Origin of the sequence: Proteiniphilum sp. X52 (genome assembly GCF_003712195.1) — a bacterium.
Taxonomy (GTDB): domain Bacteria; phylum Bacteroidota; class Bacteroidia; order Bacteroidales; family Dysgonomonadaceae; genus Proteiniphilum.
The window spans coordinates 24,992-42,990 of sequence record NZ_RDSD01000005.1; the positions used below are offsets into that span (position 1 = coordinate 24,992).

Genomic DNA, 17,999 nt, shown 5'->3' on the forward strand with positions numbered 1-17,999 from the left:
TGTTAAAATAATCTGGCATCTTCGGTTCCTGAAATAAGCCCAATGATCCGGATTATCCGTTCATAATCGAAAAGATTCTCTTTTCCTCTGCTTCCCTTATAAAAGGAATCTCCCCACTGTCGCATATTTTCCGCTTTTTGACTCTTCTTCCATTGAAGGAATAACTCCTCTGATTTTTGCCATTCTCCCAATTGATAAAGAGCGATGCATTGCAAAAGGGTATTCGGGGAATTTTGACTTAGTGTGGAAGATGCGACCTTCTCAAGATATTTTTTCTTCATTTCCGGATTGCCTGATTGGGAATGGAGTATCGCGCTCATCCAATCTTCTATTCTCGTGTCGATTACATCCTCATAAGGTTTGCCCACGCCTAAATTTCGGGGCCATAGGCGGGCTTCTTCTATTCTTTTGGAAGCTGCTGTCAGATTTCCGGCGTTCAAAGCCTCGGCAGCTAGCATTAACTTGGTTTCCTGATAAAGCAACCTGCCATCCCTGGCTCCTTCAAAAGGTAGAATGCGAATATCCGCCAACACTTTTTCAGCATCCTTGTACTGTTTATTCCGGATCAATGTCCTTGCATATAAAGTGGCTGTCGGAAAATGGTATGAATTCTTTTTATAGAATGGCGCGATCACATTCAAAGCTTTGCGGGCTTCCGTTTTACTCAAATAAATCCGCGTTAGTTCATGCACATACCGCCATTCTGTGGGGGTTAACGAGATGGCCTTTTGTATGTCTTTTTCGGCATCTCCATCCAGGGCAAGCCGGGATCTGACAATATAGAATGGAGCGAAGTCCGGCTTGTCTCCCACGGACACCAATAATTCGAAAGCCTTTTCCTTGTTATTCCTGAAAGCATGAAGTAAAGAGAGGTAATAACCTGCTTTCCACTCACTGCCATTTTGCATTGCCCACTCAAAAACCCGTTCACTTTCTTCCCGAAAAGGAAAAATAAAATCCGGTTCAAGGGTTTCCGCTTTTTCCAATGCCGCGGCATCGTTTCTAAGAAAAGCTTCCCAATACTTTATCTCCGGATTGGATGGGGCAAGCCTGAAAAGATCCAAAGCCCTTTGCTTTAATCCCAGAGAGTTATACCAGCAGCCCAATTCCAGATATGCCTGCTCAGGCATTTCACTTTTTATACTGTTCTGGAAAGCTTCCTGAAGCAAAGGCATTTTATTTTGAAGGTACGCTTCGAACCGGACAAAATGATTTAACGGATCTGTTAATGCAATTTGACCGGCATAATAGGTTGACTGATTTTCGTTTCCCAATAACCGGTTCAATACACAGAGCAACTGCAGGCTTTCGATGTTGTAACGGTTATTGACCAGACTTTTCTCCGCATATTCGATAGCTTTGGAATATTCTTTCCTGAGTGTATAAATTTTAGAGAGTTCGGTGAATGCGGCGCTCCTATATGGAAGGGAAAGAGCGGCGACTTCAAAACCATCCAAAGCATCGTAATACTTTTCTTGTTTCAATGCCGCTCTTGCGTATTCAAAATTGGCGGCAGGGTCGTATGTATCTACCGATAACGCTTTATATGCATAAAGAAATGCCGAATCGTAATCCATTTTATGGTAAAAAAGACGGGACATTTCCGTCAGTGCGGGAACAAAACAGGGATCATATTCCAATGCCTTACGAATAAATGTTTCGGCTTCATCATATAGCCTTAATCCGGCAAGGTCTCTTCCCCTGAGATACTGGCCGTGCGCCGTATCCCAATTGAATTGAGTATCCTTGTCAACAGGCCTTTCCAGATCAATGGGCTCACGACTCCATAATAGTTTATTACATAACCTTATTGAATGGACAGAATCAGATCTCAACAGGGACGATTGAAACCCATACGTCTTTGCAGTTTCCAGCGATACCGGTTGTACAAGAAGTAATTCTCCTCTCTCATTATAAAATTGAAGCGTATCTTCCGTCCTTTGCAAAGGATATAATCTGAAAGAAAACCATCCATTGTCCTGACTTACATGTATAACTCCCTCCAGGTTCACATTGCTCACTCCTTTCGTCCCTTTATACGGAAACCAGTATTCCTTCCATGTATCGGTCGCATAGGGCATAAACCCGATTTGTTTGAACGGAGTTAGGCTGCTGATTACCATGTTCTGATTAAAAAGTCTTCCACTTTGAAGTTCCACGTATTGCCCCTTGCTGTCGGTAAGCAATTCTTTCCAGATATCACCCTGGTCAGACAAAGCCCAACTGAAAATTTTGCGTCCCAATTTTTCATCCCTATCGGCATATTGCATCATTCCGACATCCTCCGAAGCCCAATAAGCTCCAAAATAAGGACTGTGGGTTCCCATAATATGGTATGACTTGGAGCCTATAAAGTCATTTTCAATCCATCGGGTCAGGTTTTTGTTCCTCAAAGAATCCATGGGCCAGGGTAAGGCAATGCCATCATGCCGGATATTGTGTTTTCCCGGATAAATGAATTCGAGATCTTCTTTGGCAAGAACGCCTGTATTCACCCAATTATAATAAGGTTGGGTTCCCGATGTGGAGTTATGCCAAAAAGAACGGGTAGTGAACCAGCCTTTATCGTTAGGGAGGTTTATTTCAACGGTCCAACGGCTTCTTGTCAACAAATCCAGTACCCCTATGAAACAACTTGCGCTTCCATCTTCATTCACCTTTGTCATATAGTCCACAGGGAAAGAACAGGACGGGGCATGCCCTACCACTCCGTAGTTAAATTCAATGCCGCCGCTTGTCCATGGACCGCGTAAGGAGATATCCCTGAATTTTACGACATCGTTGTCATAAAATAACTCTTTTCCGTTCGTTTTGTCCATGACAGACCATATTTTGCCTCCTATTTCGGGAAAAATCTTTATCTTAAGAAAGTTGTTTTCGAGTTCAACAATTTTCCATGATCTCTTTTCTGCTCTTTCGGTAAATCCGTCATATCTATAGTATGGATATATCTTTCCGAATACAGGTACAGGGTTAGGGTCAGAAAAAGAATAGGTGACATATTCCTGCCCATACTCTTTTATACTTGAAACATTTTGCCCGTATAAAGAAGATGCAAACAATGCAAGCGCAATAAAAGCTGTATATTTCACCATCAATAAAGTTTAAAGATAATTCCCACCTCCCCGAAACATGGGAGGTGAGAAATTAAAACCAGTCACATTCTGTTTTACCAGTTCGGATTTTGAGTGAGATTGGGATTTCGATCCCTTTCAGCGGTTGGAATCGGCCATAAATAGTTTTTTTCCTCAAATTTATTCACGTATATGGTATTTCCTAAAAAGTCTACTTCATTACCATTGAGCATTTCCACTCCTAATTTCCATCTTTTTATATCATAATATCTATGACCCTCAGCCGGAAACTCAACAGCACGCTCCTGCATGATCCGTTTAAAAACCTCTTGTTTCGTGCGGGCTTCCAACCACGTCGGGCCACTATTGAGAGCTGGAAGGTTGGTCGACGGCCTTTGACGCACCTGATTGATACAGGCAACCGCCTTGTCTATTTGGTCCAATTCATTGTAGCATTCGGCTAACATGAGCAGGACATCCGCATAACGGATAATCGGGAAATTAATGGGGATATGCGACCTTGAGGTAACTAATCCATCCATATTTCCCTCAGGGACGAATTTCCGATACAGGTATGTTCTGTATCCTCTGTTTACCACAATAAATCCATTGGTTGTGGTAACGCCGGTAGCAATTACATATTCACAATCCTTGTTTTTATTTCCAACCCATCCGGTATAATGGGTATAAGGCAGGATTATGGTCTGTTTCATTCTTGGGTCGCGTTGTTCATACATATCCAATAACTCTTTATAGTATTCAGGATATTTCACGACTGTTTTCTTATCTTCAGAAAGAACCGCCATAAACGTTTTTTCCCTTACCTCCTTGCTATCATTGAATCCTGGAATGAAATCATCCCAATTGAACGGACGTCCATCCTTTAATTCATAGCTGTCTACCAGTTCCACCGAAGGCATGGCATTATTCCAACTAACCCCGATGGTGGCATTTGATCCCATATAATGGGCAAAAGGCATTCCCATGTTAAAGGTGCCGCTGCCCGACATATTTTGAATGGCAAAAACCATCTCTTTGCTCTCATCCCCTCCTGGCAAAAACAATCCCGCATAATCTGAATATAATTCATACCCGTATCCCTTTTTATCGGGATCAAGCACAATCTCTTCAAAATCTTTTAGCGCCAAATCATATTGCTGTCCGTACAGGTATACCTTTCCCCTTAACGCGTACGCCGCACCTTTGGTCGCCCGTCCATAGTCTATCTGTGCCCAGGATACAGGGAGGTTATTGATCGCTGTTTCCAGGTCTTCTAATATAAAATCCCTTACCTTTTCTATCGGATCGCGAGGATTAATCATATCCATATAATTGGCGTTATAATCCCACGTTTCATCGTAAATAGGAACATCCCCAAAATGATTGATCAGGAAAAAGTAATAAAGGGCTCGCATAAACTTGGCTTCCGCTATCGTAACGGCCTTTATGTCATCACTGATTGTTCCCGATTGGGAAATATTAAAAATTGCCATATTGGTTCTTGCCACACCTTCGTATGTTTGGACCCATCTGTTTAGCGCATAGCGATGACTGGGAGTCCATACTCCTCTGGAGATGTCCCAGTATCCCTGTGAATCATACCCCGTTCCTATATCCGTTAAACAATCCATTGCAAAAAACTGATTATATACTTCAGCCAATTTCATTGACTGGTAACAGGGCATAACGGCTTGTTTGGCATGTTCGTCCGTTTGCCAGAAAGTTCCTGAACTTAATTTATCCTGCGGAAATCTATCCAGATCATAACAGGAAGGAAGCAAGGCGAAAAATGCAACCAACCCTATTAATTGTATTGTGTTATTTTTCATATGACTAAAATATTTATTTTCAATGGTGTCATATGGAACTCGCTTTAGTCATGATCTTGTGTGATAATGATTATCAAGCTCGTTTCATATGATTATTTTATTTTTTTATTTCGGTATATGGAACCTTTGATGTTCAAAATAATCACTAAAGTTAGATATTTGAGTCGCCTTCGCTCCTCGATTGCTAATTGAGTCGCCTTCGCTCCTCGATTTTCAATTCCTCGCTATGGCATAGTCCAAACAAGTTTGTCCTTTGCTCATTTAGCTTAACGGAAATATTCATTCCCTTCGGGTGTTTAATGATTATTTTAAACATGTCGGTTTCATTTGCCTATAATTAAATAAATCAAATATTCTCTTGATCATTTATAATCGTCATCTCTCTAATTTTATGGTAAACAGAATATTATGTCATCAAATGGCCATATACTTAAAAATTCCCGATAGCGGGAATGAAAGCAAGTTTATGTCTTTAAAGTTTATTTTATTTTACACAAAGAAAGTCAGAGTAAAATTTATAAAAGTTTATTTTGCGAAATTATATCTTCAAAAAACGCTAATATGAATAAAAGTGTTAGAATTAACGCATAAGATTACTTATGATTCGAGCATGTCGAATCATATATAACAGGCTAGAATTTAGAATTGATTCAATTCTGGTAAGTGTCCGGTCAAAATTAATTTGAACTATCTGTCTGGATACTCCATTGAAAATCCGCGTATAAAAAAAGGATAATGAAAATAATTTATGTCTCGTACTTACTATTTATAGACGAACAAAAGGCATATAAGAAACTGTTTTGAATTTTACGAGTAATTATTTTACGCTTATTTTTCCACTCTTTCATTTTGTTTTTTGCCCTTTTTCGCGCCTTTGAACTTTCATTTCTTTTAAGTGGCCCGCCACATTTCAATCAATGAAAATCCAAATCCATCAAAAAATGGCTAAAAAACAATGGATGAAAAAATTCAAAACAGCTTCTAAGAATTCTTCCGTTACGATTTCTTTACCAATCTAATTATCTTGGCGGAAATAAACCGGAAAACCGCCACGATCAAATAAAGGAAGATCGTGATGACAATGACATACCCTATTTGCGTGACGACTTCTATCCAAGAAGTTTTATATACCGCAATGGCTACCACGTTAATAATAAATGCCGTGATAAAACAAACCAAAAGTATAGTTATCTCCTTTCTTATCCTCTTTGATGTAATAATGATATCTTGCATTCTAGGTATAAATTAAAATTTCATATACGGGATTTTATATTCTTCCGGGAAAGTGACTTGTTTTTGCTCCGCCATCGCCTGATTCCCCAAATGACAAAGCATGGTGGCCAGATACGCCTCTTCCACGATATTTTTTCCTTTTTCACCGGTAATACAGGCCTGGCAAAAAGCAGACAGAATTTCATCGGAGCCGTCTTTTAGCGCGCCAATCATGGAGAGGCCGTCATTCACATGAAACTCGCCTTCAAGGATATGGTGAGGAAAATACTTCTCTTTCGTTTCCGGGCGCCAGCTCGGGCCGGCTGCCGGTACCGAGGCGTATATTTTATTTCCTATCTGGCCGATCAATTGTTCAATTCCGGATTTTTTCCCGCCGGCCTCATCTTCCAGGTAATAAATACCGGTGGCAAGGTTCATCGTTCCTTTGTTCCCCAGTATCTGGTCTTCCATCCCATTGAATTTATTGGAAATAAGGGATTCGTAATTGATTTTGACCCCATTGGAGTAGTGGTATACCAGGTTTACACTATCATACACTTCTCTTCCGTCTTTCCAATATACAATGTCTCCTGTTCCTACTACTGATTCAGGGACCTTCCGCATAGCCCAGCAGCAGACTTCCAATTGATGGGATGCCAATTCAGTCATCAACCCCCCTGAATAATCCCGATATAAACGCCAGTTGATCTGGCGTTCCAGTTCAGGTGAAGGCACGGGGCGTCTCCAGTCGTGATTCCTGAACCAGTGACAACGTTCTCCCACGATGTCACCGATCACTCCGGAATGGATCATCTGCATCCCCCGTATATATTTTTTGTCGAACATACGCTGCATACAGAAATAAAGCACTTTATCCGTTTTTTGGTATGCCTCGTAAATTGCTTTGCACTCCTCCATGGTTAACGCCATTGCCTTTTCGCAGTATACATGTTTACCCGCATCCAGAGCATCCAATGTCATGGGGGCATGCAGGTAGAGCGGGGTAGATATGATAACTCCGTCGATGTCCGGGGATTCCAGCATCTTTCGGTAATCGGTATATGTTTTCGCGTTGGGACAAAGGCCGGAGGCTTCCTTCAGGTTCGGCGGATATATATCGCATAGGGCCACAATCTCGGCATGCTGCAAAGCCATTACGGCTTGCATATTGTAAACTCCCCTGGATCCCGTTCCAATAAATCCTATCCTGGCTTTTTCTTTGTTTATTTCTTTGGCTTTGTCAGGAGTGAACGATTGCAGCCACGGTGTGGTTGCCAGGAGCGCGGCTCCTCCTGAAATAAAACCTAAGTCTTTGATAAATTGTCGCAGGCTTGTGTCTACCTGTTTAGATCCTTTTTCCGGCATAATCCCTATAATCTATATTCTGAAATATTTTGCACTTTAAAATTTTTTGAGATTCGTTTCTTTTCTGTATCGGTGGCTATCATGAAGACCGTACTCAGCACTTCGGCATCCAATGGGTTTTCCGAGGTTACCGAGACCGCCTTGTGTCCTTTTACCGGTTCTCCTGAATCGGGCCGCACAATATGTCCCGCATAGGAGGGGGTATTTCCGGAGACCGAGAGCGCCAGATCTTTTAAAGAAATCTCGTCCATGGCTTCATCACAGTTGTACGGGTTTCCCACACTCACTTTCCACGCATCTCCATAAGGATGGTGTCCGATTCCCAGTATGGAACTATTCCCGAAATCTATAAAACAGTGTTGCACGCCTGCCCGATAAATTAAATCCCGCACTTTCACTATCGCATATCCTTTGGCATAGCCTCCGAAATCGAGCGAAATATCTTTTTTAGAAAAAAAGACGGAGTGGTCATTTTCGTTCATCAAGACTTTTGAAAAATCATTTAACGTGATATCAAACAGTGTCAATGTGCGAGTATAGTACATTTGGCTACTTTGCAGGATAGACCACATTTCCGGGCTTACCCGGACAGGTGCAAGAATCGCTTCGCGATTGATCTTAGAAGTTTCGCTTGTATTGTCGAATCGATTAAAAATTCGGTGGAGCCGCCGAAGCTCGAAGACGATATCGTTCCAGATTTCTTGAGATTTCAATTTGTTTTGGCCCATTATAAGTATGTCGAACCGTGTTCCCATGATGTTTTTCAATGAACCATGGAACATCTTTGATTCCTCATAATAGGTACTGTCAGTGGCAATCCCTCTCTTGTGCAATTTCTACCGCTTTAGTAGTAATGTAATATTTTGCTAAAGTATTGGTTTTTTCCCATTCCGGCATCTCACCATTGATTAAAAAACCAAAAAAACTTTCGGCGACATATTTAAAGTGCGACTCGTGTCCTTCCCTATCTTCCGTAGGAATATTGACGAGGTATTCCCCTTTGTTGGATGTAAGCGAGACAGACACAAAGGGATAGGTTGTTTGGATTTTCCCGATTGTTTTTTGGAGATTGTCGGAAAATTCATTTTCATCCAACCCTTCGGGTTTTTGCACGTAGAGTTGTTTCACAAAATCTTGTTCTTTGTCCTGCACTGTTTTCAGAATGGCTTTTGTCCCTTTCACGACCGACATGAAAGTGTCGCCACTGCCTTCGGGAGCTTGGTAATTCCAAATGACTTTTAAACCCACATTCCGGTTTTTCACATCGAAAGAGACGGTGCCGTTTGCATATACCTTCAACAGGGAATTGTCGAGGTATTTCTGCAGATAATCGGGAAGGGCGGTTTCGCCGGTCGATTTTGTAAATTGTGCCAATGTAATTTCAGTGGGCCAATGTGTGGATGAAATATTTCCGATATCCCGGGTATGATCGATAGACTGACCGGAGAAACATTTCCAGAATAGTAAATCGATCAGGTGCGTGGTCACATCGGCGATCCCCTCTCCCTGTTGTTCCACATCGTAGTACCATGCCGGACGAATCAACGGTCTGCCGGATACTTCCTTATAGAAGTGGTGTATGCTCTCCATATAAACCGCGGGATCTTCCGGTGTCCCCGATTGCAGTTCCCCGAAGAGATCAGGGTCATTGATCAGTTCTTTCTCGATGATATTCAGCATATCGTAACGCTCGGTCATCATATCATATAACAACACGTTTTGTGTCTCGGCGTTAGCATATGCTTCTTCCAATAGAAAAAAATCTCCTTGATTAATCGCCATTGGCTTATCCGACAGGACGTTTAATCCGGCATCTACCGCACTGAGAATATATCCGGTCTTCTCTTTATTGTTACCGGCCAGTACAACCACGTTTCCCCTTTTGTCAGTGGCCATCTTATTCAGAAAATCGTCACCGGTATAGACCGCTGTCTGCCAGTTTGTAGGGTTTTCATCTCTTTGATTGAACGACTCAATGGCCGAAAGATATTGCTTTAATCCGGCATCTTCAGTGGCTGCATATACAAATACTGAATCGTTCACTTGCCACATGCTGCTTTTTTGAAGCAGATTGGCATGGAAATGCCCCGGAGCCAGCACAATCAGTTTTATCTCCCCCGTTTCGCCCGTGAATGCCGCATGGTCTCCGGCAGTGTTATTATTTGTTCGCATGCAGGAAAGCAATATCAGTCCGACTGCAATGATCAACCAACCCGTCTTCATTTTCGGTTACTTTAATTTACGGATCAGTTTTTTTGCTTCTTTCTCGCCTTTCTTATAGGCATCATCCATGGAGATGATCTTTCCCCCTTTGCTTTTGCTGATATCCGCGGCCTCAATAAAGGTGAATATTTCCAGCGTTTCTTTTTCCATTACAGGGGGGATACGGGTTTTGAAAAAAGTGAGTATCTCTTTTAACAACGGTTCGTAACCCCCATATGCTCCTGTGGAGACAACCCCCTGGTCCGTAACGGCATTTCCCCCATACGGAGCTTTTCCGGTACGTGCTCCTCTCACAGTGCCAATTCTGCCATCGTTCCAGAGTCCAACCACCAGGTCTGTTCCTTCGGAAGACATACGGTTTACTGAAACACAGCCTGTTCCCATAACGGTAAACAAAGTCTCAACGCCATGTATTCCGTACCATGCCAGACCGGCATGCGAGGGTTCGAGATGTGCGGGAGAATAACAGTCGGCTCCCAGCACTTTCCCTAATTCTCCATTACGTAGTTTTTGACTCTGATCCACATACCGTAAAGCCGATGATGAGAAGACAGGCACATTATATTGTTTAGCCAACTGAAAAATAGCAATGGCTTGTGCTAGGTTGGCGCCTATCGGCTTATCGATAAAGACGATCTTCCCCGATTTGAATACCTCATGAGCCTGTTCCAAGTGCAGATTCCCGTCATTCGTTTCCAGCATTACACAATCTACTTTCTCTAAAAGCTCGGCAATGGAAGGAACAATTTCAACACCCATTTCCTTTACTTGCTCCATATAACCGGGTATGCGATCGTAGCTTGTTTTGATGGTTTTCGATCCGTAAGGATAGGCGGCTACGATCCTGAAGTCCTTGAATTCTTCTTTTTTATCTTCTCCATTCAGGAACTTGGTGAATGCGATGGAGTGCGAGGTATCCAACCCGATAATCCCGATCTTTATTTGTGCCTGGGCTATCAATAAAAGCCCTGACAGGATAGCTGATAAAATAATTTTTAGTCTCATAATGATTGAAATTTAGATACAAGAATCAAGAGCCAGGAACCAAGACGCGAAATTCAAGACTTTTGTAAATGAAAAATGAAAAATGAAAAATGAAAAAAATGACTTCTGTACTTCTGGCTTCTTTTTTTAATTGAGTAACGACGCGCTTTCTTCATCCAGGTATAGTATGGTGTCTTCTTTTGTCCTCAAGATGGTAGCAGGACATTTCTCGCTGATCTCTTCATTTAGAGTGCGGTAGACCGCCTCAGCCTTGTTTTTGGCCGGTACCATGCAGAACATATATTTAGCTTTCAGCAGGGCAGGAATGGTGACCGTAATAGCATGGGTAGGCACCCTGTCTATACCGGGAAACAGATTCTCATTTACCTGCTGTTGCCTGCAAGCCAAATCCAGTTCTACTGCTTTGACTTGTTTCGGATCATTGAAGTCTGCCACAGGTGGGTCGTTGAATGCAATGTGCCCGTTTTCTCCAATCCCGAGGCAAACAATATCTACCGGGTACTGATTCAGCAACCCCGCATATCTTTCGCATTCGGCGTGAGGATCTTCGGCCCCGCCGTTTATATAATGGATGCTTTTGAACGGGACTTTGGCGAAAATACGCTCTTTCAGGAAGTTACCGAATCCTTGCGGCGCGTCTTTTTCCAATCCTATATACTCGTCCATGTGAAAGGCGTTGATCTTTTCCCACTGGATCCGTTTGTCGGCAATCAGTTCTTTCATGAAATCGCTTTGCGATGGCGCGGCCGCAAAGATCATGTTGATTTCCTCTTTTTCTCCGAGTAATTGCCGGATGGTCTCCGATACCTTTTCCGCCGCTTCCTTACCCATTTCCTCTCGCGTGTGGAAGATCTTCACTTCCAACATTCCTTTGGTGAATGTGATTACATTCGCGTTAATTTCGGTGTATGACATTTCCTTCCAAGATTGTGTATGAAACATTAATATTATCATCAAAAATAACAAAATCAGCATCCTTGTTTTTTTGGATAGATCCTTTCTGCCGATCTATCTTCATCATGCGGGCCGGGGTTAAGGTCATCATCTTTACCGCTTCCACCAAAGGGACTTCGGCTATGTTTACCATGGTTCTGACTAATCGGTCGGTGGTGGCAACACTTCCGGCAAAAGCGGTGCGATCGGGTAGTTTTGCCACACCATCCTCGATGATCACCTTTTGCCCCTTGTCGAGGCTACCCAGGATAGACTCACCGTCAGGCATCCCCGCTCCCCGCATTGAGTCGGTACATAGCGCGGTTTTGTCAGACCCTTTGAATTTATATACGAACTGAAGCAACGACTTGGGCAGATGTACCCCATCGGCAATGATCTCCACATTCATGTCATCGATCAGGTAGGCCGCTTCCACAATACCGGCATACCGGAAGGCATTTCTGCGGGTGACGGTCGACATGGCCGAATAGAGATGGGTAATATGGTTGAATCCGGCGTTGTAGGCATCCACAACCTCTTCATAAATAGCATCGCTATGGGCGATAGAGGTGAGGATATTTTTGTCCCTGAGAACTTTCCCAAACTCCAATGCGCCGGGCAGTTCCGGCGCCAGGCTCCAACGGACGATGTCGTCCGACGCAGCCAATATCTTATTGTATTCTTCCGGTTCGGGATTTCTGAGGTATTGGGGATCCTGAGCACCCCGCTGGTTATAGGCGAAATAGGGGCCTTCAAGGTGGAGTCCAAGCAATTTGGCTCCTTTGGTGTTCTGTTTTACCGCTTCTTTATAGGTGGAGAATGTTTTCATCAACTCTTCGAATGTGCTGGTAAGGGTTGTAGGTAAAAGCGCGGTAGTCCCGTGCTTTGCATGTGTTTCGGCCGCACCGAGGTACGCTTCCACAGTTCCGTCCATAAAGTCATGTCCGCCACCACCATGGGTGTGGATATCGATGAATCCGGACGACACATATTTGTTTTGGGCATCGATGACCACATCTCCGTCTTCCGAAATAACTTCGTGAGGGTTTGCAATATCGACTATTTTCCCGTTCCCACACACAATGGCCAGATTCTCTTCTATCCTATCAGGGAAGATGATCTTTCCGTTTTTTATGATGATTCGACTCATATAATTAAAAATTACTAATTACTAATTACTGATTACCAATTATCCACATCGGTCCATTAGCACATTACTCTCATTGGCATATTGGCCTATTATTCTTATTAGCACATTATTCTTATTGTCACATTATTCTTATTTGCACATTAATCTTGTTTTCTCCATGATTTTATTTTGTGTCCACTGGCAGCGTACCAAACAATATAGGCAAAGCAGGGAATCAGGATCCAATATCCCCGCTTCATTGCTTCAAAGGGAGATAAGGAAGCATTCAATTCCACAAAAGCATTGTACACAATGGGCATGATGGCGCTTCCGCACAGAGCCATCACCAGGAATGAGGCTCCCAGATTGGTGTATTTGCCTAACCCGTTAATAGCCAGTGGCCAGATGCCGGCATAGAGCAACGCGTTTGGAAGCCCCATCATTACTAAATACCAGAGGGAGATATCGGAAGTGATACCAAGAAACCGCACCGTTCCCGACGTGGTTATTATCATCACGGATAGCAGCAAATTGATGGAGGCACAAATCAGGAGGGCGTTCCGCTGCTTCAGGTATTTTGGTATAAGCGCGATACCCAAGAAATAACCGATAAACGTCAATAACATGGTATAAGAGGGGATATTCTGGGCTGGTCCCGCCAGACTCTCCCCCATAGTCCCCGCGTATTGAATACTGGTGCCCAACGCGATCATTTGGGTTCCTATATGAAAGAACATGGCGATCATCCCTAAAATAAGTGCCGGATATTGTAAGATGGATTTACGTGAATTTATATCTTCTGCCGACTGTTTATTTTCTATAGAGGGATCTAAATCAGGCAAAGGTGAGTGACGGACAATTATACCGAAGATAAAAAGCGCCATACCCAAAATGAGGTAAGGTGTCATCACTCCCTTTATCAAGGTGTCTAAAGCTGTTTCCAGGGCTATCCCGGTGTAATTTCCCGCTTCAATCTCCCGCATAAGTACTTTGTCGGATTCCCTGATAACGACGGCTGCGAATATCAGATTGGCAATCACTCCTGCCAGTTTATTGCCGGTACCCACCATACTCATCCTTTTGGCCGCGCTCTCCATGGGGCCCACAATAGTCACATAAGGGTTAGCCGCAGACTGAAGAATAGTCAACCCCGCTCCCAACAGGAATAATCCCACAAGAAAGATTTGATAGATACGCCAGTAAGCAGCCGGAACAAAAAGCAAAGCTCCTATCGACATACACCATAGTCCAAACATCATCCCTTTTTTATAACCCACCTTGTTCAGCAGGAAGGAAGAGGGTATTGCCATGATCAGATAAGCGATATAAAAGGCAAATGTCACCAGATAGGACTGGAAATTCGATAATTGGAGTGTTAGCTGGAAATAGGGTATTAAAATAGTGTTTACCCACGAGACCAGTCCGAAAATAAAAAACAATAACGCCAATATTATCATCGACTTGATTGTTGTGCTCCTGTCTTGTACATAATTAATTTGAGGGCTGTCACTCATATTGTTATAAATTAAAAAAATGATAGAAGCGCTTCAATGTATTCAAAACACAAAATTATTTTTTATATGATGAGGAAATGCTTCAAAAACGTAATTGTGTTTTCAAATAACGTTATTCCTTGTGAGAATCGCCATATTTTTTACGGTACTCAAGAGGGGTATAGCCTTTCATTTTTTTAAAAATACGGGAAATGTTTTTACAATCATTGAATCCTGACTCGAGTGCGAGATCAAACAGTGTTCTGTCGGTAGTCAACAGTAAATGTGCAAAATAATTGATCCTGCAACTTAGAATAAACTGATAAATGGAGGTTCCCATTTCGTCTTTGAATTTCACTTCCAGGTTACGCCGGGATAGAGGCACCTGTTCTATTAGAGACTCAATCACGATATTAGAAGTAAAATTATCTTCGATATAATTTACAATTTGTGAAATATATTCATTGGAAATATCGTATCTCTCCGTAGACTTGCGGAGCTCGAATCTGGTCGGCCGGATAACGATATTGAAAGGTTCTGTGATTTCGCCTTTACTCATCCTGTCAATGAGTCTTCCCGCCTCATATCCTCCTTTTTCCACATCTGTGACAATAGAAGAGATAGGCGGGTCGGACAGATTACAAATCAGTTCGTCATTATCTACTCCCATCAAAGCAATCTCTTCGGGAATTCGTATATTATTGATCTTGCAGATTTGGGATACCCTTAATGCGAAATTATCGTCGCAGGCAAACAGACCCACAGGTTTAGGCAGGGACAAGAGCCATTCATCGAGTTGTATATGACTGCTTCCCCATTCCTCCCCATTCAGATTTTCGCTTTCGAAATAATGATAATTCCCGCCAATTTTTTCTATTTGCGACCTGAATCCTTCTGCTCTTTCTCGTGACCAAACCACTCCCTTATTTCCATAGAATGCAAAATTCCGGTAACGCCTTTTGATGAAGAATTGTGCCGCCATCTCTCCTGTACCGAAATAATCTCCGGTGAGATTGGAGAAGTAGGGACTCCGTTCTTTGTAATTCTGAAGTAGAATTGGGATATTCAACGACTTCAGTAGATTTGTTCCTTCATGATCCCAGCGCGCCACAATAGCGTCGGCCGCCCATTCTTTGGCCCACTCCACAATCCCCTCTTTACCGTACAGTGTTTTATAGTAGGCGGGTAGGCGATAAAAGATCCAAGGGCCGTGTTCCTTGGAATATTGGATCAACCCTCTGAGCAGCCGGCGACTGAATTCGCTGGAATAATCAATAAGAATAAGTATTTTTAGCATAATGGAAGGTCATTAAATGTTCAATTATAGTGGACAATTTCTCACAGCGGCAGAAAGCAAATAAATTTGCTTCTGCTCGTTTCGCTTAACGGAAAAGTTCAAAAATCGAAAAACACCTCATTTAAGCCTCAAATATAGATATTTTTTTTAGATAACCAAAAATTAAAAAAAAGAGGCCCCCTCGATCGAGAAGGCCTCTTTTATATCGGTTAACGTGATATCAGCCTTAAGGTAAAAAAGATTGTTTTAGGTTATCGATGCAAAGATAGAGCGCTATTTTGAATCTGCAAAAAAAAATCATATGTTATAAGACATATTTTTGTAACATATTTTTAAATGATGCCATTTATATTCAATAAAAAACACATATGTAAATGTTTGTTATCTTGTTTGTTATGTGTTCCCATGCTCCTGGGTGTCATTGAGTGAAAGCTTAAATTCATTTAAGGGAAGCGCAAATAACAAAAAAAGAGGATAAAAACAGTTGTTCCATCCTCTTTTGGTCTCTCTTTGAGAAAATTATTTTCTGATGCCCAGTTCCTTGATAATGGAACGATATCTTTCGATGTCGGTATCAATCAGATAATCGAGTAAACGGCGGCGCTTACCCACTAAAATTCTCAATGCTCTTTCTGTGTTATAATCTTTTTTGTTTGACTTGAGATGCCCAGTCAAATGCGAAATACGGTAGGAGAACAATGCTATCTGTGCTTCTGGTGAGCCAGTATCAGTGTTGGACTTCCCGTATTTGGCAAAGATTTCCTTCTTTTTAGCAGAATCTAAGTACATACGATTTGTAAATAATATTTAGTGTATAAAACTTTTGGGTTGCAAAGGTACGTCTAAATTTGCTAATTCCAAACAGTTTTACCATTTTCTTTTAGGTCATATGATTGCCACTAAGGCATTCCACTCACCATGTTTTGTGCCCCATTACACTCTTATGAGCTAAATGAGTAAAACTCGCTTCGCTCAGACAGCTCCTCTTTTATACGTTCATTTTGAGGTATGGATCCACAAAAAACATCCAAAGGTTTTTGCTTAGTTGCAATCACTATATCATCAAATCATCACTGCCTGTGCCGATTTATCGGGGTTATTCCGCTCTTCGCCGTAATTTCCCGCTCAATCGTTTCACGGCATCCATTATCTCCTGATCGGGTTCAATGACGTTGTATTCACCCCAGAAGCCAGGGTCAAGAAAATGTTCCACCTTTTCAGCGATTACGTCGGTAGACCTGATCCGTTCATTGCGGGGGAATTTCACCACATTGTTGCCATACCTGTCGGTAATGGCCATTTCCGAGCCGATAGAGTAGGTAGTGGCAAACAAGCCGAAGAATCGGTTTGTCCATCGCACGCGGAATGAAACTTCAGTACTGCTGTAATTAAAGAACCACTTTCCGTTACTTTCCGTAAAATCCACCACATATTGCGCCTTGTTTACTTCCACCCTCATCTTCGAGGGTTTTCGCCTGATAAATATGTTGGCCGCATCTTTGCGGTCTTCCACATTCATGTTAAATTCCATACGGGCAAAGGCGAGGGATGCGGCATCCAGATAAATATTTCCCCTGAACAGGATTTCTTTTATTCCCGGAAGGGGTGCAAATGAAAGGATGTAGTGGGGTTTGTCGTTGATATTGATCAGGCCCTCGATATGGAATTGATACTCTGATGCATCTGTTCCGAAGACAATCTCCGGGTTCTTGGCAATATCAAGCATTAACGCATCGCTGATACCTCCCTGAAATTTCAGAAGGATGGTGTCGCGGGGAGAGATATCGGTGGCCTTGCGTCCAATATAAATTTTGGCCTGATCATTACTGTAAGAACTGTAGGTGGCTTTATAAATATCCAGTACTGTCTCCACCAATGAAATATAATTTGATCCTTTCTTTACCGACTCGCGATAGAAAGCAACCATCATGTGGGGATTGTCGGGGTAGTTCTGTGGAATACGTTTCAATGCCTCGCGTATCAACTCTTTTCCGTCGCCCGAAACTACGACAACTTCACTCAGTTCGATGGGGGAGGGCTTTAGGGTAATATGATTGTTAGGATTATCGATCAGCGTGATTATCGGAATCTCCCGGTTCTCGTATCCCAGATAACGGATAAGCAGTTGTGAGTTTTTTGTAAAAGCGGGGACGCGAATGGAGAAATATCCATCCTGGTTAGTGACGCTTGACACATTCACCTGTTGTACCGAAACACTTGCGTTGACCAGCGGCTCTTTGGTGTCGCCACCAATCACCCTGCCCCTAAGCAGATAGGTGGAATCCGGCTGGGCAGTATTTCCGGAAAACAGGCTCGAAGTGGGCAGGAGACAAAGAAATAGGAGCAGACGGAGCAAGTTGTTCATACCAAAATAATTAAGAGTGTGAGACAGGTGGTGTCGTGATGTTTAGCAGCCGGTTCATTTACATATACAAAGAA

The 17,999-nt window shown here is 42.5% G+C and carries 12 protein-coding genes; all 12 read right to left on the reverse strand.

Translation table 11 applies throughout. The annotated features are described in order from the left end of the window. Window positions 1–2: 2 nt before the first annotated feature. Window positions 3–3,095, reverse strand: a complete 3,093-nt coding sequence (locus tag D7D25_RS05710) for a DUF5107 domain-containing protein (protein ID WP_122968003.1) — start codon at window positions 3,093–3,095, stop codon at window positions 3–5. 74 nt (window positions 3,096–3,169) lie between these two features. Continuing rightward, window positions 3,170–4,903, reverse strand: coding sequence for a RagB/SusD family nutrient uptake outer membrane protein (locus tag D7D25_RS05715; protein WP_122968004.1), 1,734 nt, complete (start codon window positions 4,901–4,903; stop codon window positions 3,170–3,172). 1,245 nt (window positions 4,904–6,148) lie between these two features. Continuing rightward, window positions 6,149–7,480, reverse strand: a complete 1,332-nt coding sequence (locus D7D25_RS05725; RefSeq protein ID WP_122968006.1) for a Gfo/Idh/MocA family protein — start codon at window positions 7,478–7,480, stop codon at window positions 6,149–6,151. Window positions 7,481–7,485: 5 nt separating this feature from the next. Further along, the gene (locus D7D25_RS05730) at window positions 7,486–8,262 is read right to left on the reverse strand and encodes an FAD:protein FMN transferase (protein WP_185140227.1); all 777 of its coding nucleotides are present in this window, start codon (window positions 8,260–8,262) and stop codon (window positions 7,486–7,488) included. A 25-nt stretch (window positions 8,263–8,287) separates the two neighbouring features. Continuing rightward, window positions 8,288–9,703 (reverse strand): putative oxidoreductase C-terminal domain-containing protein, encoded by a 1,416-nt coding sequence (locus D7D25_RS05735; RefSeq protein WP_185140225.1) that lies wholly within the window; start codon window positions 9,701–9,703, stop codon window positions 8,288–8,290. Window positions 9,704–9,709: 6 nt separating this feature from the next. After that, on the reverse strand, window positions 9,710–10,708 hold the full coding sequence (locus tag D7D25_RS05740; RefSeq protein WP_122968007.1) for a Gfo/Idh/MocA family protein: 999 nt from the start codon (window positions 10,706–10,708) through the stop codon (window positions 9,710–9,712). A 126-nt stretch (window positions 10,709–10,834) separates the two neighbouring features. Further along, window positions 10,835–11,623, reverse strand: coding sequence for a glucosamine-6-phosphate deaminase (locus tag D7D25_RS05745; RefSeq protein WP_122968008.1), 789 nt, complete (start codon window positions 11,621–11,623; stop codon window positions 10,835–10,837). Beyond that, the gene (gene nagA, locus D7D25_RS05750; RefSeq protein ID WP_122968009.1) at window positions 11,604–12,791 is read right to left on the reverse strand and encodes an N-acetylglucosamine-6-phosphate deacetylase; all 1,188 of its coding nucleotides are present in this window, start codon (window positions 12,789–12,791) and stop codon (window positions 11,604–11,606) included. Before nagA ends, D7D25_RS05745 begins: the two co-directional genes overlap by 20 nt. A gap of 140 nt (window positions 12,792–12,931) precedes the next feature. Then, window positions 12,932–14,284: a sugar MFS transporter gene (locus D7D25_RS05755; RefSeq protein ID WP_122968010.1), complete on the reverse strand. Its 1,353-nt coding sequence runs from the start codon at window positions 14,282–14,284 to the stop codon at window positions 12,932–12,934. 112 nt (window positions 14,285–14,396) lie between these two features. Then, entirely contained in the window at window positions 14,397–15,560 is a 1,164-nt protein-coding gene (locus D7D25_RS05760) for a DNA-binding transcriptional regulator (RefSeq protein ID WP_122968011.1), read from the reverse strand. Window positions 15,561–16,079: 519 nt separating this feature from the next. Next, window positions 16,080–16,349 carry a 30S ribosomal protein S15 gene (rpsO, locus tag D7D25_RS05765; RefSeq protein WP_122968012.1) on the reverse strand — a complete coding sequence of 90 codons (270 nt, stop codon included), beginning with the start codon at window positions 16,347–16,349 and terminating at the stop codon, window positions 16,080–16,082. A 307-nt stretch (window positions 16,350–16,656) separates the two neighbouring features. Further along, a complete protein-coding gene (locus D7D25_RS05770) occupies window positions 16,657–17,925 on the reverse strand; it encodes a carboxypeptidase-like regulatory domain-containing protein (protein ID WP_122968013.1) in 1,269 nt (422 codons plus the stop codon). Window positions 17,926–17,999: the final 74 nt, after the last annotated feature.